This window comes from Methylobacterium sp. BI1 (genome assembly GCF_056680125.1).
The window spans coordinates 4,674,859-4,694,882 of record NZ_CM155267.1 but is presented as its reverse complement, the minus strand read 5'-3'; the positions used below and the strand labels follow the sequence as shown (position 1 = coordinate 4,694,882).

Below are 20,024 nucleotides of genomic sequence, written 5' to 3'. Positions count from 1 at the left end.
CGCCCGAAACTCCCGCCTCGGCGACAACAAGAAGTAGCGCAGGCGATTGTTCCCGGGGCGGATCACATTTGCGGGCCGCGTCCGTCACCGGACGGAACGTCCGAAATCCAACGCGCGTTCTCGGGCCTGACGGGCCGGGTTCCGGTTCGTTCGCAAGCTGCAGGAGGCGCGTATGACAGCCGGTACTCCCCTGTCGCCACCCGGTGCCGCCGGTCCGGGCGGCCTGGATCGTCTCGACGCCGGCGCGCGTCTCGATGCGATGAGCACGGTGCTGGCCCGCAACTGGTGGTTGATGGCCCTGCGCGGAGTCGTCGCCATCCTGTTCGGGCTGATCGCCTTCGTGGCGCCGGGCGCCTTCGTCCTCTCCCTCGTGCTGTTCTTCGCCGCCTACATGCTGGTGGACGGCATCGTCGGCGTGGTCGCCTCGGTGCGGGCGGCCCAGCGCCACGAGCGCTGGGGCTTCCTTCTGCTGGAAGGCCTCCTCGACATCGTCGTCGGCGTCGCGGCGGTGCTCGTGCCGGCGGCGGCCGTCTGGGCCTTCGTCTATCTCGTGGCCTTCTGGGCCCTGGTCACCGGCGGCCTGATGGTGGCGGCGGGCTTCCGGCTGCACGCCCATTACGGGCGCTGGTGGCTGGTGCTCGGCGGCGTCGTCTCGCTCCTGTTCGGCATCGCGCTCCTGATCAATCCCGGCATGTCGGCCCTGGTCCTGACCTGGTGGATCGGCAGCTACACGATGGTGTTCGGAATCCTGCTGGTCCTCCTGGCCTTCCGCCTGCGCGGTCGCCACGCGGAGGCGGGCCGGCCCGGCCCCCTGGGGCGCCCCGGAACGGCGTAGCTTTGGCCGCGCGAGATGGTCTAGAACCGGCGGGACAGTGCGGGGCGCCTCGACGCCCGAGCCCCGCCCCCCGTGACCATGGCCCGCGATGACCTCCCCCGACCCGGAACGCCCGCGCCACGAGAGGGTCGACCCGCCCCGGCCCGCCCCTGAGCCCGAGGCCCGGAGCGCCGCCGGGCCGGACGATGCGGACACCCGCGCCGCGGCACGGGAAGCCGCCGCGGCGGCGCGGATCCTCGGACGCCAGCTCGGCGTGCTCGCCATCGGCGCGGCCCGGGGGGCCGGACGCCGGGCCGCCGGCGCGGCGCGGGCGGCAGGGCCCGCCTGGCAGGGCTGGGCCGACCGCATGCGCCCCCGCGCGCCGGCCGAACCTCCGCCCCCGTCCGCCGCCGCACCCGCGTCGGGGCATACGCCCAAGCCGACGCCTACGTCGCCGCCCGAGCCCGCACGCGCGACGGCGCCCCGCGCCGCCGGCTGGCCGGCCCGCCTGCGCCGCCGTCCCTGGCTCGCCGCCGCCCTGGCGGTGGTGCTGCTGCCGCTGCTCGCCCTGGCCGGGCTCGTCCTCTACAGCTTCGCCACCCTGCCGCCCCTGGGCGGCGTGGTGCCGGAGGCCGGCCAGCGGGCGCTCACCGTCGAGGCCGATGACGGCCGGGTCTTCGCCACCCGCGGGGCGTTCCAGGGCCAGAAGCTGACGGCGGCGGAGATGCCGCCCCATCTTGGGCAGGCGATCATCGCGATCGAGGACCGGCGCTTCCGCTCCCACTGGGGCATCGACCCCCGCGGCCTCCTGCGCGCCCTGTACCGCAACGCCGTCGGCGGCGGCGTGCGCGAGGGCGGCTCGACGATCACCCAGCAATATGCCCGGCTCGTCTCCCTGAACCAGGAGAAGTCGCTGCGGCGCAAGATCCAGGAGGCCTTCCTCGCCCTGCGCGTCGAGGCGACGATGTCGAAGGACGAGATCCTGCTCGGCTACCTCAACACCGCCTATTTCGGGGCCGGCGCCTACGGCGTCGATGCCGCCGCCCGGCGCTACTTCGGCAAGGGCGCCAAGGCCCTGACCCTGCCGGAGGCGGCGATGCTGGCCGGCCTCGTGCGCGCGCCCTCGCAGCTGGCCCCGACCCGGAACTTCGGCGGCGCCAAGGAGCGCGCCGACGTGGTGCTGCAGGCCATGGTCGAGACCGGCGCCATCACGGCGGCCGAGGCCGACAAGGCCCGGGCCCAGACCATCACCCTGCGCACGCCCCCCGAGACGCCGCCCGGCACCAACTACTTCCTCGACATGGTCTCGGCCGAGTCGAAGAAGCTCGCCGACGCGCCGGGCGACGTCACCGTGCGCACCACCCTCAACCTCGACCTGCAGAGCCTCGCGGAGGGCGTCGTCGCCCGCCGCCTCGACGCCGAGGGGGCCAAGAAGAAGGCCGGCCAGGGGGCCATGGTGGTGCTGAACAAGGAGGGCGCGATCCTCGCCCTCGTCGGCGGCCGCGACTACGAGGACAGCCAGTTCAACCGGGCCACCCAGGCCAAGCGCCAGCCCGGCTCGCTGTTCAAGCTCTTCGTCTACCTGACCGCCTACGAGAACGGCTTCAACCCCGACACGGTGCTGGTCGACCGGCCGATCCAGATCGGCGACTGGGAGCCGCAGAATTCCACGGGCCGGTTCAAGGGCGCGGTGCCCCTGCGCAGCGCCTTCGCGCAATCGATCAATACGGTGGCGGCGCAATTGGCCGACGAGGTCGGCATCCCGGCGGTCATCGCCACCGCCCACCGGCTGGGCGTGACCGCGGAGCTGCCCAACGTGCCGAGCCTGGCGCTCGGCTCGGCCGAGGTGACGCTGCTCGAGATGACCCGCGCCTATGCGGGGGTGTTGGCCGGCACCGTGCCGGTGGACACGCACAGCGTCCACGCCATCCGGGGCGCCCAGCCGCAGCCGCTCTACCTGCGCGCCGACGCCAAGGGTGGCACCGCGATCCCCACCGAGGCCCGGGCGATGATGCTCGATTCCCTCCAGGCCGTGGTCGACGGCGGCACCGGCAAGGCCGCCCGGGTCGCCGGCCTGCCGGTGGGCGGCAAGACCGGGACGACCCAGGACTATCGCGACGCCTGGTTCATCGGCATGACGCCGGACCTCGTCGTCGGCGTCTGGGTCGGCAACGACGACAATGCCTCGATGAACCGGGTCGGCGGCGGCGATCTCCCGGCGAGCATCTTCCACGACTTCGTCCAGCGGGCGACGGCGCAGCTGGCCAAGGGTCGCAAGCGCCCCTCGGCGGCGCGGGGCGAACCCGCCCGGGCCGAGCCGGTGCCCCCCCGCGAAGTCCCCGCCGGCGTCGCCGCCAATGCCGGCGCGCCCGGTGTTCGCGGCGTGCCGGAAGTGGTCGATACCGGCACCCTGGCCTTCCGCGGCCGCACCGTCCGCCTCCTCGGGGTCGAGGGGGAGGGTGGGGCCCTCGCCCGGCAGCTCGCCCGCTACCTGCGCCGCCGCGAGGTGACCTGCGCCGCCGCATCCGGGGCCGAGGCGGCGGGCGAGCCGCTTCGCTGCCAGATCGACGGCGACGACCTCGCCTCGCTGATCCTCACGGCCGGCGGTGCCCGCGCCGCCGAGGACGCGCCGGCCGACCTCCTCGCCGCCGAGGAGCAGGCCCGCTCCGAGCGCGCCGGCATCTGGGGCCGGCGGCGGTAGGGGAGGCCGCGCTCGTGCGGGCCTGAATCGCGATCCTGTGGTTGCAGCGCGCCGATGATCGACTATCTCGTTGATCGCCCGCGAACGGATGTGGGTCGCAGCGCCGATGCGGTCACGTGCCGATCCGAGGGGACGATCGCTTTGATCAGGGACGACACGGCCCCCGAGCCCGCCGGCCGGATCGTGCCGCACCGGACGGTCCTGATGAACGAGGTCCCGAACGCCTTCGGGATCTACCACGACCTCGTCCGGGCGAGCGGTTCGACCACCTACCGCCTGGGGGAGACGTTCGAATCGGCGGTGACGGCCTACAGCATTCCCCGCTGCACGCTGTTCGACCGGCAACTGGTCGGGGTCGAGCATCGACGCGACCCCGCACAGATCCGGCGCGACGGCTTCGAGCACTTCCACCTTCAGGTTCTGCGGTCGGGCCGCATGGCCGGGGGGCCCTTCGCCGAGGAGCGGAAGCTCGCGCCGGGGGACGCGATCCTGTTCGATGCGACGCTGCCGCAACGGACCCTGGTCGAGGATGCCGACTACGTCACCGTGACCTTGCCGCGTGAACTCCTCGATGCCGTGCTGCCGGAGGCCCGACGCCTGCACGGACGAATCCTGCCGCGGCAATCCGGTCTCCTGGGGGCGGCCGTCCTGTCCCTGGCGCGGCAGGCCTCCGGCCTCGGGGTCGATCCCGGCGCCGACAGCGCGGTCCTGATCGCGGACCTGCTGGCGGCATTGGTTGGGAGCACCCGGCTGACCGGCCGGGAGCGGGTCGACGAAGCAGAGATCGATCGGTCCAGGCGGCTCCGGGCGGAGCTGTTCATCGACGCCAACCTGAGTCGTCAGGAGCTCGACGTCGAGGCCGTGGCCCGCGGCACCGGCCTGTCACGGAGCGTCCTGTATCGGACATTCCAGAGGTCCGGAGGAATTGAGCGGGAGATCATCCGCCGCCGCGTCGCTCGTCTGAGGTCTGCGCTCCTGACGCCGGATGAGGACCGCCGCATGAAGGTCATGGCCTTCGATTTCGGCTTTGCGAGTCTGAGCCACTGCTCGCGCGTCTTCAAGGATTTCTATGGCGTCGCACCGAACCGGCTTCGGGGCGAACTGCGCGGGGCGGCCGGCACGAACGCGCAGGATCTGCGGGTCGATCGTATGGACGCCTGGTACCGGGAGCTGAACCTGTCACCACACGCGTCGGCCTAGCCGCCCTCCGTCTTGCCGCAGCGCGGCGCGCGGCAAGCGCGCTCGACGGCCCTCGCCGAGCCCCTTGACCTTCCCACCATGGGAACCCCCACATGGGGGACATGGACAAGCGCCCGACTCTCGATGCCACGATTCCCACGCCCGGCCGGAGATTCGCCTTCCCGGTGGACGGGCTGACCTGCGCCTCCTGCGTCGGGCGGGTGGAGCGGGCGTTGCGCGCCCTGCCGGGAGCCTCGGAGGTCTCGGTCAACCTCGCCACCGGTCGGGCCGAACTGCGTCTGCCGGGGCCTGCCGCCGCGGCGGTGGAGGCCGTCGCGCGGGCGGGCTACGGGGTGCCGGAGGCGGTCACCACGCTCGAGATCGGCGGATTGTCCTGCGCCTCCTGCGTCTCGCGGGTCGAGCGCGCGCTGGCTGCCGTGCCGGACGTCGCCGCGGTCTCTGTCAACCTCGCCACCGGCCGCGCCGCGGTGCGCCACCCCGAGGGGCTGGTGGTGCACGGGGATCTCGCGGCGGCGGTCGCGAAGGCGGGTTATTCGGCGCAGGCCCCGGCCGAAGCCTTCGCCGAGATCTTCGCCGAAGCACCGGCCGCGGCCCGGGAGAGCCGTCAGGCGCGGGAGAGCGCGGCCCTGCGCCGCGACCTCGTCGCCGCGGCCGTCCTCTCGGCGCCGATCGTCGTCCTCGACATGGGCGGCCACCTCGTCCCGGCCTTCGGACACGCGGTCCACGGCGCCCTCGGGGCCTGGGTCGGCTGGCTCCAGGCCGGCCTCGCCACCCTTGTGCTCGCAGGACCCGGGGCCCGCTTCTTCCGCCAGGGCCTGCCCGCCCTGGTCCGCGGCCATCCGGACATGAACGCCCTCGTGGCCCTCGGGTCCGGCGCCGCCTACCTGTACTCCCTGGTCGCGGTCCTGGCGCCGGCCCTGCTCCCGGCGGGGACGGCGCATCTCTACTTCGAGGCCGCGACCCTGATCGTCACCCTGATCCTCCTCGGCCGGACCCTGGAGGCGCGGGCCCGGGGGCGGACGGGCGCGGCCATCGCCCGCCTCGTCGGCCTCAGCCCCGCCACCGCGCGGGTGATCCGCGACGGCGTCGAGATCGAGGTGGCTCAGGCGAGCCTCCGGCGCGGGGACGTGGTCCGGGTCCGCCCGGGCGAGCGGGTGGCCGCCGACGGTGTCCTGCTCTCCGGGTCGAGCTACGTCGACGAGAGCATGATCACCGGCGAACCGGTGCCGGTGGCCAAGGCGCCCGGCGATCGCGCGGTGGGCGGCACGCTCAACACCCATGGCAGCTTCGACCTGCGGGTGGACACCGTCGGGACCGAGACCGTCCTCGCCCGGATCGTCCGCATGGTCGAGGCGGCCCAGGGCGCCAAGCTGCCGATCCAGGCCCTGGTCGACCGGGTGACGGGCTGGTTCGTGCCGGCGGTCATCGCCGCCGCGGCGGCGACCTTCGCGGGCTGGCTCGCCTTCGGCCCGAGTTCCGACGGCGCCCCCGCCCTCGGCCTCGCCCTCGTCAACGCCATCGCGGTGCTCATCATCGCCTGTCCCTGCGCCATGGGCCTCGCCACCCCGACCTCGATCATGGTCGGCACCGGCCGTGCGGCGGAACTCGGCGTGCTGTTCCGCGACGGCGGCGCGCTCCAGCGCCTGCGCGCGGTCCGGGTCGTCGCCCTCGACAAGACCGGGACGCTCACCCTGGGCCGCCCGACCCTCACCGATCTCGTCGCCGTGCCGGGCCTCGCCACGGACGAGGCCCTGCGCCTCGCCGCGAGCCTCGAATCCCGCTCCGAGCACCCCATCGCCCGCAGCATTGTGGCGGCGGCCGAGGCGCGGGGCCTCGCCCTCGGGACGGTGACGGACTTCGCGGCGGAGCCCGGCTACGGCATCGCCGGCACGGTCGACGGCCGCGCGGTCGTGGTCGGGGCGCAGCGCTTCCTCGATCGCCGCGCGATCCCGGCCGGAGCCCTCGCGGCCGAGGCCGACCGCCTCGCCCGTGCGGGCCGCAGCCCCCTCTACGTCGCCCTCGACGGGCGCCTCGCCGCCGTGATCGCCGTGGCCGATCCGGTCAAGCCCGGGGCGGCGGACGCGGTGGCCGCGCTGCGTGCCCGCGGCCTCGCGGTGGCGATGGTCACCGGGGACGGGCAGGCGGCCGCCGCGGCCGTGGCCCGCACCCTCGGCATCGACACGGTCTCGGCCGAGATCCTGCCCGGGGGCAAGGTCGCGGCGGTGCAGGCCCTGCGCGCCTGCCACGGCGCCGTGGCCTTCGTGGGCGACGGCATCAACGACGCGCCGGCCCTGGCCGAGGCCGATGTGGGAATCGCCATCGGCACCGGCACCGACATCGCGGTGGAGGCCGCCGACGTGGTGCTGATGTCGGGCGCCCTCTCGGGCCTGGTCGGCGCCCTCCGGCTCTCGGCCGTGGTGATGCGCAACATCCGCCAGAACCTGTTCTGGGCCTTCGCCTACAACGTCGCGCTGATCCCGGTGGCGGCGGGGCTGCTCCACCTCGTCGGCGGGCCGCTGCTCTCCCCGGTCCTGGCGGCGGGCGCCATGGCGCTGTCGAGCGTCTTCGTCCTCGCCAACGCCCTGCGCCTGCGCCGGGCCGGCGGCCCGGTGGCGACGACGGGGGCGGGGGCATGAGCGCGGGGGCGATCACCATCGGCGAGGCCGCCCGCGCCAGCGGCGTCTCGGCCAAGATGATCCGCTACTACGAGGAGACCGGCCTGCTGGCGCCCGCCGGCCGGACGGCGGCGGGCTACCGCCTCTACACCGAGGCCGACCTCCATGCCCTGCGCTTCGTGCGCCGGGCCCGCGACCTCGGCTTCACCCTGGAGGACATCAAGGCCCTGCTCGCCCTCTGGCACGACCGCACCCGGGCCAGCGCCCAGGTGCGCCGCCTCGCCCTCGACCACGTGGCGGACCTGCGCCGCCGGATCGACGCCCTGGACGGCATGGCCCGCACCCTGGAGGACCTCGCCGCCCATTGCTGCGGCGATGCCCGGCCCGACTGTCCGATCCTCGACGACCTCGCCAGCGGTCCCCAGAGCGCGCCCGGCGCGACGTCCTCTCAACAAGTCGCGCCCGGCGCGACATCGCGGCAGGGGGAGCGCGCCCCCGGTGCCGCGCCTTCGCGGCGCGGGACGCGTTGACCCCATCCCTGGCCTCTTGTTTGCTGGGTCAACGGCGTCGCAACCCCGGCGCGTCCCCCCTTGAGAGCCGTCGCCTCTCGAAAGTCGCTGTCCATGCCCGTCCTCGACCGGATCGCCGCCTTCGCGGACGAGATCGCCGCCTGGCGCCAGGATCTCCACGCGCATCCCGAGCTGCAATACGACGTCCACCGCACCGCCGGCTTCGTGGCCGACAAGCTGCGGGCCTTCGGCTGCGACACGGTCGCCACCGGCATCGGCCGCACCGGCGTCGTCGGCGTGATCCGCGGCCGCGCCCACGGCTCGAACCGCGCCATCGGCCTGCGCGCCGACATGGACGCCCTGCCGATCCAGGAGGCGCGCGACCTGCCCTACCGCTCCGCGGTGCCGGGAAAGATGCATGCCTGCGGGCATGACGGGCACACCGCGATGCTGCTCGGCGCCGCGAAGTACCTTGCCGAGACCCGCGACTTCGACGGCACGGCTGTGCTGATCTTCCAGCCGGCGGAGGAGGGCGGCGGCGGCGGCGAGGCCATGGTCCGCGACGGCCTGATGGAGCGCTTCGGCGTCGAGACCGTCTACGGCATGCACAACATCCCGGGCCAGGCGCTCGGGACCTTCGCCATCCGGCCCGGCCCGATCATGGCCTCCACGGACCGCTTCACCATCACCGTCACGGGCCGGGGCGGCCACGCGGCCCAGCCGCACAACGCCGTCGACAGCGTGCTGGTGGCGAGCCACGTCATCACGGCCCTGCAATCGGTGGTCGCGCGCAACGTCGATCCCCTGGAGAGCGCCGTGGTGTCGGTCTGCGCCCTGGAGGCGGGGGAGGCCTTCAACGTGCTGCCGCAATGCGTGGTCCTGCGGGGCACCATGCGGGCGCTCTCGAAGCCGATGCAGGCCCTGATCCAGGAGCGGATCCGCGCGATCGTCACCCACGTGCCACGGGGCTTCGGCGCCACCGGCAGCATCGACTTCAACAGCGGCTACCCGGTCACCGAGAACCACCCGGTGGAGACGGACTTCATCGCCGACGTGGCGGCGGAGCTCGTGGGCGAGGCGGGCATCGACCGGGCGGTGGCGCCCATGATGGCGGCCGAGGACTTCTCCTACATGCTCGCCCACCGCCCCGGCGCCTACATCTTCCTCGGCAACGGCGACAGCGCCGGCCTGCACCACCCGGACTACGACTTTAACGACGCCGCCGCGCCCTACGGCGCCTCCCTCTGGGCACGGGTGATCGAGACGGGGCTGCCGATCCGGCAGGCGTGAGGCGGATCGAGACGGATGATCCGGCCCTGGGGGCGGATTCCGGGCGCGACCCTGCCAGGGGCGACCGACGCCTCGACGATGCCCCGTGCCGGACCAGGGCGCCCGTCGGGCGGGATGGAGCCAGGGCGCGGGACCGGTTTGCGGCATCGGATCGGAACCGTCGCGTAAAGTTGCCTCTCGGGCTCGGTGGGTCGGACGCATTCCGATCACCGCACGTGGGTCCGAGCGATGCGGCGGCGCGAGCATCCACCGGATCCCCTCTGGCACGGGATGATTCCGAGGGCGATCCGGTCCTCGGGACCCGGTTCGCGGTCCCTTCCTCAGGCCTTCCCATGCCGTATCGCCCGCCGGGCGACGATCACCGAGAGGACGACGTTCACCACCGCGATGCCGAGCATCAGGTCGAGGAGCACGTCGAGGCCGAACCAGTCCGTGAGATAGCCGCAGGCCAGGGGTGTTGCCGCCTGCCCGAGCAGGGGGAGTCGCGCGAGACGGCCCATGACCGCCGCGTAGTCGTGCTGGCCGTAGAGGGTGAGGGGGAGGGTGCCCCGCACCACCGTGCGCATGCCGTTGCCCGCGCCGTAGAGGACGATGGCGAGCCAGGCGAAGGCCGGCGCCGTGGCCAGGATCAGGAGGCCGAGCCCGACGCTTCCGCTCGACACGAGGAGCGCCCAGGCCGGATGGGCGCGACGCCCGAAGACGAGTTCGAGGATGCGGGCCCCGACCTGGGACGGTCCGATGAGCGCGCTGAGGGCCACGGCGGCCCCGGCGGAGACACCCTTGGCCTGAAGCAGCAGCAGGAGCTGCACCGAGACCGCCGTCATGATGACCGCCGCGCTGGTGAACGTCACGGCGAGGATGTGTTCGCCCGGCAGGCGAGCCGCCCCGGTGGATGGCGCGAGCGGCGTCGCCCCCGCGGCCGGCGGGGGGAGGACGGCCGCGATCCGGTCCCGGCGGGGCAGCGCCCAGGCGAAGAGCGGGGCCACCACCAGGACCGCGAGCGCGGCGTAGACCACGCACGTGCCGCGCCATCCGACCTGGACGACGAGGAAACGGGTCGCCGGCCAGCACACGGTGATGGCGAAGCCGGACGCGATGGCGATCTGGGTCATCGCCCGGCGGGCCGAGGCCCCATAGGCCTGCCCGATGGCGGCGAAGAGCGGATCGTAGAGGGCCGCCGCCATGCCTGCGCCGATGACGGCCCACGCGAGCAGGAAGATCGGCAGGTTCGGGGACACGGCCATCAGGATCTGGCCCGCGGCGATGACCAGGGATCCGGCGACCAGCACGGTCCGGCCGCCATGCCGGTGGATCATCCGGCCGATCCAGGGCGAGAGGACCCCGGAGACCAGGATGGCGAGAGACAGGGCCCCCACCACCATCCCCTGCGGCCAGCCCGTGGACTGGACGATCGGATCGGCCAGCACGGCGATCAGGAAGAACGAGCCGCCCCACAGGAAAATCTGCGTCAGGCCGAGGGCCACGTTGCCCGGCATGGTCGGTCCGGCGAGTGCCGCCGGAGGCGGCGCGGGCGAGGTCTCGGGCAAGGGGGGTCTGGACAACGAGGCTCCGCTCCGCATTCCGGGCCATCGATCGTCGGGCCCGAGAGGATCGCTGTCCGGCGGTGACGTCGGACGGCCGATCCTCTACTCCACCCCGCCGTTGCGCGCGACGAGATCCGCCGCGATGCCCCGGATGGTGCCTCGGACGACGCGGGCCGCGCGGCTCACCCTCCGCGCGGCTTGCCGGGTACGAGGCTTGCCGGCGGGGAGGTTTGCCGGCGGGGAGGTTTGCCGGCGGGGAGGCTTGCCGGCGGGGAGGCTTGCCGGCGGGGAGGCTTGCGGGTGGGGAGGCTCATCGGCCCATCGGCGAGGTCGGCGATCACGCGTGTCCGGGATCGGGTCGGATCGACCCGGGGGGCGACGCTGCGGTCGCCCCGCCACCCCGGGGGGTCGAGCGGAGGCAGGGGCCGCAGCGTCGTGGCCGCCCGCACCGGGTCGATCCGCGACGGAAACCGGCCGGATTGCTCGTTCGGACCGAGCCGGGTGGCGCCTGCCGCAGGGTCGTTGCCTGCCGCTGCTCTCGGCCCCGGCGTCTGCCCGTCAAATTTGAAACCCCAAACCGGACTGGCGGAATTCCACCCGCAGCGGCCATTCCGGTTCCGACCCCAACCAGACGCCGGAAGCGCTGTCGGCGTTCTCCCGAAGCGGACGTTCGTCAGCCGTCCGGCAAACTCAGCTCGGGGTCGACAGCGGAGGCCAGATGAACACCTGGCGAGCGTCTGGTTTCGTGCCGAGATGGACGATCCGGGCGCTCGCTGAACTCCGGACGGCAAGGATCAGAATTCGATCGAGTCGCTTGGGTGGGCGACACGCTCCTTCAGGGCGTCCGACATCGGGAAGTTCAGGTTGTCGCCGTTCGGTGGAATCGGACTCTCGAACCACTTGGCATAGAGCTTGGTGAAGGCACCCGACGCCATCATGCCCTTCAGGACATCGTCCGTAAGCGCCTTGAGCTCCGCGTCGCCCTTGGGCAGCATCAGTCCATAGGGAACCAGGGCGTAGGTTTCGGGCAGGAAGGCGTACGAGGCCGGATCGGGCGTGCGGGCCTTCAGGCTGGCCAACAGGATATCGTCCTCCATGAAGGCCGCTGCGCGCCCGCTCTGGAGCGTGAGCATGGACTCTCCGTGGTCCTTGCCCTGGATGATATTGAAGGTGCCGCCCTTGGTCTTGATGCCGAACGCGAAGTTGGTGGCGTTCGAGCCCTGGGTTACGACAACGGCCTTGCCGTCGAGCCCCTTCACGTCGTGGATACCCGACGAGACCTTGGTCAGCCACCGTGCCGAGGAGACGAAGATCGCGACCGAGAAGGAGACTTGCTTGAGCCGGGCGGCGCTGCTCGAAGTCGCCCCGCACTCCATATCGATGGTTCCGTTCTGGATCAGCGGAATGCGATTGGAGGAGTCCACCGGCTGAAGCTTGACGTCGAGCTTGTCGAGCTTGAGATCGGCTTTGATCCTGTCGACGACCTTGGCGCACAGATCGAGTGCAAAGCCAGTCGGCTTCTGGTCCTTGCCAAGGTACGAGAACGGGATCGAAGCCTCGCGATACCCGAGCATCACGCTGCCGGTCTGCTTGATCTTGGCAAGCGTTGGACTATCCGCGCGGACTGCACTCGTGATGAAGCCGAAGGCGAGCGCACAGGATACTCGTGTGAAAACGCGACCTGAGAACATGACTTTTCTCCTTTCGATAAACTTCGGCTCTTCCCGGTGTCGGACTTGGATGAGGTGAGGGCGGTTTTCGGCCGACTATCCGAGCTTCGAAAGGACAGCCGTGCGCGCCTGCGGTGTCGTCGGCACGTTCCTGGCGCGGATGGCTTCGACGAGCTGGTCGATGTCGGCGGTGGTGTTGAACATGCCGAGGGAGACGCGGATGCCGTCCCGCTCGGGCGAGACCCGGATGCCGGTGCGGGTGAAGTAGTCGAGCCATTCCGCCGCCGGCAGCGCGATGACATAGATGTGCGGCGCGCGGTGCTCCCGCTCGCGCGGGCCGACCAGGCCGACATCAAGCTCGTCGAGACGTTCGATCAGGTAGTCGCCGAGTTCGAAGCAGTGGTTCTGAATGTTCCCGATGCCAATTTCTTCGATGAGATCGAGCGCCGCTCCAAGCCCTTGGATGGCTGGCAGGTTGAAGTTGCCGAGTTCGAACCGCCCGGCGGTCGCCGGCAAGGCCATGTTGTCCGCCCGCGCGATGAAATCCGCGGGCGGTTTGGCGAGGCTGGCTGCCGCCAGATACGCGGGCTCCAGCTCGATGCGTGCAGCATCCCAATAGAGCAGGCCGAGCCCCTGAGGCACCAGCAGGCCCTTGTGCGTGCCGGAGCCGATGAAGGTGGCCTTCATCGCCTTCGCGTCGATCGGCACGACGCCGATGCCCTGCATCACGTCCACGACGAAGTAGAGGTCGCGCTGTGCGCAGAGATCGCCAACGCTCTCTACGTCGAAGCGATGACCGGCGTGGAAGGTGACGTGAGACATGGAAATCGCTCGCGTCCGCTCGTCGATGTAGGGCGCGAAGCTTTCTGCGTTCACCACCGGGCTCATCGGAATGAAGACGATCTCTACGCCCTTCCTCTGCAAGTTGAGGAAGGCGTAGGCATTGTTGGGATGATCCCCATCGATCATCAGAACCTTGTCGCCGGCCTGCAGGGGAAGCGCATTGGCGGCGATGTTCATGCTCTCCGAGGTATTTTTCGTGAAGGCGATCTCGCGGGGTTCAGCGCCGAGGAGGGTTGCGACTTTGGCGCGGGTCTCTTCCAACCGGTTGAGCCAGATCTGCTTCGGACCGGCCGTCTCGAAGCCTTCCTGCAGGAAACGCTCGTAGGCCGCCTTCACGGGCCTGGAGAGCGGTGTCTGGAACCCGCTGTCGAGATAGACGACGTGCTCGACAGCCGGGAACGCCTGACGGACAGCGGCAACGTCATAATACTGCTTCATGCTCATCTCTCGCGACGCGGACATGACGAAGCATTCGCGCCGGCCAGGGCCAGCGGCAATCTTCGCTCAGTCTCGATGTCTATGTGACGCGGAACTGCGCATACTGATTATGATGTAGTCACATCAGTTGCGCGCATTCGAAAATACACGACGTGCCCAAAGCGTCGAGACTCTAACTCGAAAAACGAGAGAGTTAATTCCGAAAAATGAGAATTTCAGATATCTTCGTTGTCTTGCAGGATCGTCTCGGAGAGAAGGGCGGCCGCCTTCTGAAGGGGACCGATGAAGGTATCGAGCTTTGCAAAGCCGACTCTCGCCACGGGCACCGACACGCCCAGGCAGGCAATCAGGTCGCCCGCCGGTGAGACGATCGGTACGGCGCAGCCGACGACCCCCCGCACGAATTCCTCGTTCGTCTTGGCCCAGCCCCTGCGCCGCGTTTCTTCGAGGCTGGCGAGCAATTCCCCGGGATCGACGATCGTCGTGGGCGTGTACCGGGCCAGGACCAGCGAGTGAGCCAGGCGGTTCTTCGTTTTTGCCGGCAATCGGCTCATGTAGATCTTGCCGGTCGAAGTGCAGTGCATGGGCGCGGAGGCACTGGGGTTGAACTGCAAGCCTTGGTGTTCCTTCGACCGCACGCTATCGACATAGACCACGGTATCATCGCGCACGACGCCGATCTCGCATTGCTCGCCGATACGATCGGCTACGGCGCTCAGGACTGCCTGCCGACGTACCGTTCGGAACGCGGCTCCGATCGTCTTGGCGGAGAGCGTGACAAGCTTGCTGCCAACGACGTAGCGCTTCGTGCCCAGGGCCTTCTGGATCAAGCCCCGATCTTCCAGATTGCCGATGAGGCGATGAGCCGTGGGCAAAGGCAGCGCGAGCGCGGCGGCGATCTCCGCAGCCGAAAGGGCCTTCTTCTGCTCGGCGACGAACGTCAGAATAGCGATAGCCCGATCCAGCGGTCCGACGGGCGACCTGTCCTGTTCGTCGGCCACGGTCCATTCCTTCGCGCGCGTGCAACTCGGCTGCGTCCTACAGCAGATTGCCGCCAAAGGCTCCCGCCGACCGAACGACGGCAATCCTGCTCACATCATTCCTTCCGGGGGGGCGCGAAGGGTCGTGAGCGGGCGCAATGGCGATGTCTGCTTCGGCCGATTCCTGTCCGCAAGCGGACCGGCCGGCCCCCCCCTCAGCGGCCCTTCACGCAGGCGCACAGATCGCGTCTCGGCCTGAGGGCGCGGAACGTCTTAGCCTGCCCAGACCAAAGGATCGTGTCCCGGATCTGCTCCCATTCTGCATTCCTTCGCCCGCCTTCGCGTGCGCGGCGCGGACCCTCGCCCATCCGGGGGGACCGGCTGGCCGGCGTTCGCGCTGCCGATGTCGGGCGGCGCGGTTCCGCGCCGGGGCGCAGGCGGTCGCCTCCCGGATGCAGGTCTCGTCGATGGATGGCGGCCCGTCGCGGCACGGGGCGCCCCGATCGGTAGGCGGTGGAGCCCCGGGGCCCGCGGAGGGTGGCAAGCGCTCGACCCCGCGGGGACAGGGGACTCAGGTCGGGCGGTTGGCCGTCCCGCCGAGGTGGAACACCCGGTGCGGCACCAGTTCGCCGCGCTCGACATCGCCCACCGCCACGAGGATGCCGCCGCAGGTGGCGAAGGCCTTGCCCTCCACCGGAGCGTCGCGCCCGCGCAGGATCACCGGCTGGCCGCGCATCAGCCGCAGGGCCATGTCGCGGGAGACCGGCACCGACGGGACCGCGTCCAGGGCGGTCTCGACGGGGTGGAGATGGCCGGCATTGCCGTCCGGCCCGGCTTCCTCGAGGGCGGCGACCTGGCAGGAATCGGCCTCGGTGAAGGGGCCGACGCGGGTGCGGCGCAGGGCCGAGACGTGGCCGTAGCAGCCGAGCAGGCGGCCGAGGTCGCGGGCGATGGCGCGGACATAGGTGCCCTTGCCGCAGGCGGCCTCGATCACCGTGCGCTCGGGGCTGTGCTCCACCACCGCGAGGTGGTCGATCTGCACCGGGCGGGCCACCAGCACGACCTCCTCGCCGTCGCGGGCGAGGTCGTAGGCGCGTTCGCCGGCGATCTTGATCGCCGAGTAGCGCGGCGGCACCTGCTCGATGGCGCCGATGAAGGTCGGCAGCGCCGCCTCCACGGCCTCGCGGCTCGGGCGCGCCTCGCTGGTGGCCACCGGCCGGCCCTCGGCGTCGTCGGTGTCGGTCTCGATGCCCCAGGTCACGGTGAAGACGTAGGCCTTGCGGCCGTCCATCACGAACGGGACCGTCTTGGTCGCCTCGCCGAGCGCGATCGGCAGGATGCCGGAGGCCAGCGGGTCGAGGGTGCCGGCATGGCCCGCCTTCTTGGCGTTGAAGGCGCGCTTCACCACCGCGACCGCGTGGGTCGAGGTCATGCCGACGCCCTTGTCGAGGATCACCCAGCCGTTGACGTCGCGGCGCTTCGGCCGGTCGGGACGCGGCGCGCCCCGCGGCGGACGCCGGCCCTCGGCGGCCACGGGCCGGTCCGCCGGATTCGGCAGCGCTGAGCCCTCGGTGCGCTCGACGGTCGGTTCGTTGATCATGGGGTCCTCGGTCACTGCTCATAGGGGGCGGGCGGCACGTCCTGCGCCGTCATCCGTCCCGGTCGGGGTTCGCTGTTCGGTGTCTCCGTCGCCTCGGGCCGGAGACCCTGCACCGGTCAGGCGCGGTGCGCGTCAGGCCGCATCGGGGTCCGAGGCGCCGTCGTCCTTCTCCGCGGCCGGTGATTCGAGGTCACGGCGCACCTTATCAGTCCGCAGCAGGGCGTCGATCCGGTCGGCCTCGTCGAAGGTCTCGTCGCGCAGGAAGCGCAGGTCGGGGGCGTATTTCAGGTTCACCCGGCGGGCGACCTCCTGGCGCAGCGCCTTCTTGTTGCGCGCCAGGGCCGCCAGCACCGGCGCCTCGTCCAGGCCGCCGAGCGGCATGATGTAGGCGGTGGCGAGCTTCAGGTCCGGCGACATCCGCACCTCCGGCACCGTGATGACGTGCGCGCTCAGCACCGGGTCCTGGATGTCCCCGCGCTGGAGAACCTCGGCGATGGCGTGGCGGATCAGCTCGGCGACGCGCTGCTGGCGCTGCGAGGGTCCGGTGGGGGTCTGTCTCTGGGCCATGTCGGGTTCTGATCGTCTTGTCGTCCAAACGGTTCGACACCGGCGCGCCGGGAGCCGCGGACGATGCGTCGCTGAAACGGAACATCGAGGTGCCGCCGCACGGAAACGCCGAGCCGGCTGAAACGAAGCGGACGTCGAAGGCGATCCTCTTAGCGCAGATCACCGTCCGGGATATAGGCCCGTCGCGCACGTTTCCGCGTCGTCGGTCATGCAACACGCGGCATCCGGGGCTCCCAAATGCGCAACGGGGCCGCGACCTCGTCGCGACCCCGCTGGTATTCCGAAGCGATCCCGGCGCTCAGAGCGTGCGACGGATCTCCTCGACCCGGTAGCACTCGATGGTGTCGCCGGCCCGCATGTCCTGGAAGTTCTCGAAGGACATACCGCACTCGTAGCCGGCGGTGACTTCCTTCGCGTCGTCCTTCAGGCGCTTCAGCTGGGCGAGCTTGCCCTCGTGGATCACCACGCTGTCGCGAATCAGGCGGACATGCGCCCCGCGCTGGACCACACCGTCGAGGATGCGGCAACCGGCGATCTTGCCGACCTTCGACACGTCGAAGATCTGCAGGATCTGGGCTTCGCCGAGACGCTCCTCGCGCAGCGTCGGCGGCAGCATGCCCGACAGGGTCGACTTAATGTCATCCACGAGATCGTAGATGATGTTGTAGTAGCGGATCTCGACACCGTTCCGTTCGGCCGACTCGCGCGCTTCCTTGTGGGCCCGCACGTTGAAGCCGATGACGACCGCCTTCGAGGCCTCCGCCAGGGTGATGTCCGACTCGGTGATGCCGCCGACGCCCGCGAGCAGGATCCGCGCCGACACCTCGTCGTTGCCGAGCTTCTCCAGCGCGCCGTTGATGGCTTCCACCGAACCCTGCACGTCGCCCTTGACGACGAGCGCCAGTTCCTTGCGGCCGGCGCCCTCCTTGAGGTCGCGCATCATGTCCACGAGCGAGCGGTTCGCGCCACCGGTACGGGCGGCCAGGCGCTCGCGCTTCTGGCGGGCACGATACTCCGTGACCTCGCGGGCCCGGGCCTCGTTCGGTACGACCACGACGCGGTCGCCCGCATCCGGGGTGCCGTTGAAGCCGAGCACCTCCACCGGGACCGACGGTCCGGCGTAGGGCACGTTCTCGCCCTTGTCGTCGATGAGGGCGCGCACGCGACCCCACTCGGCACCCGCCACGACGATGTCGCCGGTGAATAGGGTGCCGCGCTGGACCAGGACCGTCGCCACCGGGCCACGACCGCGATCGAGCTTGGCCTCGATGACCGTGCCTTCGCCGTCGCGCGTCTCATTGGCGCGCAGGTTCATGATTTCGGCCTGGAGCTGCAGGCCGTCGAGCAGTTCCTCGAGACCGTCACCCGTCTTGGCCGAGACTTCGAACTCGAGGGTCTCGCCGCCCATCGACTCGACCTGGATGTCGTGCTGCAGCAGCTCGGTGCGGACCCGCTGGGGGTTCGCCTCGGGCTTGTCGATCTTGTTAATCGCGAGGATCAGAGGCACGCCGGCGGCCTTGGCGTGGGAGATCGCCTCGACCGTCTGGGGCATGACGCCGTCATCGGCCGCCACCACGAGTACGACGATATCCGTCACCTTGGCGCCGCGGGCGCGCATGGAGGTGAAGGCCGCGTGGCCGGGGGTGTCGATGAAGGTGACCATGTCGCCGCTCGGGGCTGCGACCTGATAGGCGCCGATGTGCTGTGTGATGCCGCCGGCCTCGCCGGAGACCACGGTGGTCTTGCGGATCGCGTCGAGGAGCGAGGTCTTGCCGTGGTCGACGTGGCCCATGATGGTGACGACCGGGGGACGCGGATCGAGATCCTCCTCCAGCTCCGGCTCGTCGCTGAACAGGCCTTCCTCGACATCCGACTCCGCGACGCGGCGCACGGTGTGGCCGAGTTCCTCGGCGATGAGCTGAGCCGAATCGGAGTCGATCACGTCGGTGATCTTGTGGATCTGACCCTGCTTCATCAGCAGACGGATCACGTCCACCGCCCGCTCCGACATGCGGTTGGCGAGTTCCTGGATCGTGATCGTCTCCGGGATCGTCACCTCGCGGGAGAGCTTCTCCTTCTGCTCCACCTGCCGATTGCCGCTCATGCGCTGCTGGCGGCGGCGGAACGAGGCGACGGACCGCGTCCGCTCGTCCTCACCCGAGGTGGCCGTGGCGATCGTGAGACGGCCGCGGTTGCGATCGCCGCCCGGCTGCTTCGGGGTCTTGGGCGGCGTGATGATCTTGAGCGGCATGCCGGGGCGGCGGATCACACGCTTCTGCTCGCTCTCCTCCTCGGCAGCCTGCGGGCGGCCAGCCGTGCGGGCCGGCGTGGCGCCACCGGCCGGACGGGCAGCGGTGGCTGCGGTCGGAGCGGTGGGCTCAGGCTCCGGCGCCGGAGCGGGACGAGCCATGAAGTTCAGATCGCGCGGCTTGCGCACGTCGGCCGTGATGGTCTTGCGCGGCTCGGCCGTGGCCGGACGCGCCGTCAGCGGCGGGCGAGCCGCCGGACGGGCCGGAGTCGCTGCTGCAGCCGGACGGGTCGGCGCGGCTGCGGCCGCGGGCCGCTCGGCGGCGGGAGCAGCTGCAGGAGGCGCCGAGCGAACGATGGTCGGGGCCGCGGGCATCGGAGCGGTCTTCGACACCGTCGGGGCCGCGGCCGGGGCAGGCTGTGCCTTCGCGGCATCCTGTGCCGCAGCGTCGGCGGCGCGCTGCGCCTCCTCGGCGGCACGGCGCTCCTCGTCCTCCTTGCGGCGGCGAGCTTCTTCCTCGCGCTTCTTGGCTTCGGCGGCCTCACGCTCGCGCTGCTCGGCAGCCAGGCGCTCACGCTCCGCGGCGGCTTCCGCCTCGGCACGCTTGCGGGCCTCCGTCTCGCGACGCTGGGCGTCGGCGAGTGCGGCGGCGCGGGCATCGCGCTCCTGCTCGCTGAGGGTCCGCAGCACGACGCCATTGGCCGAGCGCTGGGCCGGACGGGGTGCGGCCGGCGGCGGGGGCGGAGCCACCCGCGTGGCAGGGGCGACAGGCGTCGTCTCACGTGCGGGGGCGGCCGGCGCCGCGCCGATGACACGGCGCTTCACCGTCTCGACCACGACCTGCTTGGAGCGGCCATGGGAGAAGCTCTGACGCACCGTTCCCTGCTCGATCGGACGCTTCAAGGACAGCGGCTTCGAAGGGGGTCTCGCCTGCGTCTTGTCGCCCGGATTGTTCGTATCGCTCATTCAGTCCAAACCCTGAGGGTTTCCATCGTCCCGTGAACC

The 20,024-nt window shown here is 71.1% G+C and carries 13 protein-coding genes; 6 read left to right on the top strand and 7 right to left on the bottom strand.

The genetic code is table 11. The annotated features are described in order from the left end of the window. Positions 1 to 172 precede the first annotated feature (172 nt). From AC1MGR_RS22165 to AC1MGR_RS22140, 6 genes are all read left to right on the top strand, one after another. On the top strand, positions 173 to 835 hold the full coding sequence (locus AC1MGR_RS22165) for an HdeD family acid-resistance protein (RefSeq protein WP_480232970.1): 663 nt from the start codon (positions 173 to 175) through the stop codon (positions 833 to 835). A gap of 88 nt (positions 836 to 923) precedes the next feature. Next, positions 924 to 3,515 (top strand): PBP1A family penicillin-binding protein, encoded by a 2,592-nt coding sequence (locus AC1MGR_RS22160; protein WP_480232969.1) that lies wholly within the window; start codon positions 924 to 926, stop codon positions 3,513 to 3,515. Positions 3,516 to 3,656: 141 nt separating this feature from the next. Then, positions 3,657 to 4,715 carry a helix-turn-helix domain-containing protein gene (locus AC1MGR_RS22155; protein ID WP_480232968.1) on the top strand — a complete coding sequence of 353 codons (1,059 nt, stop codon included), beginning with the start codon at positions 3,657 to 3,659 and terminating at the stop codon, positions 4,713 to 4,715. 101 nt (positions 4,716 to 4,816) lie between these two features. Continuing rightward, entirely contained in the window at positions 4,817 to 7,351 is a 2,535-nt protein-coding gene (locus AC1MGR_RS22150; protein WP_480234869.1) for a heavy metal translocating P-type ATPase, read from the top strand. Further along, complete coding sequence (gene cueR, locus AC1MGR_RS22145; protein ID WP_480232967.1) at positions 7,348 to 7,860, top strand: Cu(I)-responsive transcriptional regulator; 513 nt, start codon at positions 7,348 to 7,350, stop codon at positions 7,858 to 7,860. The genes AC1MGR_RS22150 and cueR overlap by 4 nt, the downstream gene beginning before the upstream one ends. A gap of 93 nt (positions 7,861 to 7,953) precedes the next feature. Beyond that, positions 7,954 to 9,129, top strand: coding sequence for a M20 aminoacylase family protein (locus tag AC1MGR_RS22140; protein WP_480232966.1), 1,176 nt, complete (start codon positions 7,954 to 7,956; stop codon positions 9,127 to 9,129). 320 nt (positions 9,130 to 9,449) lie between these two features. Here AC1MGR_RS22140 and AC1MGR_RS22135 read toward each other — a convergent pair whose 3' ends face one another. From AC1MGR_RS22135 to infB, 7 genes are all read right to left on the bottom strand, one after another. Continuing rightward, a complete protein-coding gene (locus AC1MGR_RS22135; RefSeq protein ID WP_480232965.1) occupies positions 9,450 to 10,691 on the bottom strand; it encodes an MFS transporter in 1,242 nt (413 codons plus the stop codon). Positions 10,692 to 11,467: 776 nt separating this feature from the next. Continuing rightward, positions 11,468 to 12,364 (bottom strand): amino acid ABC transporter substrate-binding protein, encoded by an 897-nt coding sequence (locus tag AC1MGR_RS22130; RefSeq protein WP_480232964.1) that lies wholly within the window; start codon positions 12,362 to 12,364, stop codon positions 11,468 to 11,470. 75 nt (positions 12,365 to 12,439) lie between these two features. Then, on the bottom strand, positions 12,440 to 13,624 hold the full coding sequence (locus tag AC1MGR_RS22125; RefSeq protein WP_480232963.1) for an aminotransferase class V-fold PLP-dependent enzyme: 1,185 nt from the start codon (positions 13,622 to 13,624) through the stop codon (positions 12,440 to 12,442). 215 nt (positions 13,625 to 13,839) lie between these two features. Next, a complete protein-coding gene (locus tag AC1MGR_RS22120) occupies positions 13,840 to 14,625 on the bottom strand; it encodes an IclR family transcriptional regulator (RefSeq protein ID WP_480232962.1) in 786 nt (261 codons plus the stop codon). A 550-nt stretch (positions 14,626 to 15,175) separates the two neighbouring features. After that, positions 15,176 to 16,204, bottom strand: a complete 1,029-nt coding sequence (gene truB / locus AC1MGR_RS22115; RefSeq protein WP_480232961.1) for a tRNA pseudouridine(55) synthase TruB — start codon at positions 16,202 to 16,204, stop codon at positions 15,176 to 15,178. 132 nt (positions 16,205 to 16,336) lie between these two features. Then, complete coding sequence (gene rbfA, locus AC1MGR_RS22110; RefSeq protein ID WP_480232960.1) at positions 16,337 to 16,771, bottom strand: 30S ribosome-binding factor RbfA; 435 nt, start codon at positions 16,769 to 16,771, stop codon at positions 16,337 to 16,339. Between the two features lie 298 nt (positions 16,772 to 17,069). Then, positions 17,070 to 19,985, bottom strand: a complete 2,916-nt coding sequence (gene infB, locus AC1MGR_RS22105; RefSeq protein WP_480232959.1) for a translation initiation factor IF-2 — start codon at positions 19,983 to 19,985, stop codon at positions 17,070 to 17,072. Positions 19,986 to 20,024: the final 39 nt, after the last annotated feature.

Excerpts from the sequence above, each read along its gene's own strand:
- AC1MGR_RS22165 (WP_480232970.1), top strand. The coding sequence starts at position 173 with ATGACAGCCGGTACTCCCCTGTCGCCACCCGGTGCCGCCGGTCCGGGC.
- AC1MGR_RS22160 (WP_480232969.1), top strand. The coding sequence starts at position 924 with ATGACCTCCCCCGACCCGGAACGCCCGCGCCACGAGAGGGTCGACCCG.
- AC1MGR_RS22150 (WP_480234869.1), top strand. The coding sequence starts at position 4,817 with ATGGACAAGCGCCCGACTCTCGATGCCACGATTCCCACGCCCGGCCGG.
- cueR (WP_480232967.1), top strand. The coding sequence starts at position 7,348 with ATGAGCGCGGGGGCGATCACCATCGGCGAGGCCGCCCGCGCCAGCGGC.
- AC1MGR_RS22140 (WP_480232966.1), top strand. The coding sequence starts at position 7,954 with ATGCCCGTCCTCGACCGGATCGCCGCCTTCGCGGACGAGATCGCCGCC.
- AC1MGR_RS22130 (WP_480232964.1), bottom strand. The coding sequence starts at position 12,364 with ATGTTCTCAGGTCGCGTTTTCACACGAGTATCCTGTGCGCTCGCCTTC.
- AC1MGR_RS22125 (WP_480232963.1), bottom strand. The coding sequence starts at position 13,624 with ATGAAGCAGTATTATGACGTTGCCGCTGTCCGTCAGGCGTTCCCGGCT.
- truB (WP_480232961.1), bottom strand. The coding sequence starts at position 16,204 with ATGATCAACGAACCGACCGTCGAGCGCACCGAGGGCTCAGCGCTGCCG.
- rbfA (WP_480232960.1), bottom strand. The coding sequence starts at position 16,771 with ATGGCCCAGAGACAGACCCCCACCGGACCCTCGCAGCGCCAGCAGCGC.
- infB (WP_480232959.1), bottom strand. The coding sequence starts at position 19,985 with ATGAGCGATACGAACAATCCGGGCGACAAGACGCAGGCGAGACCCCCT.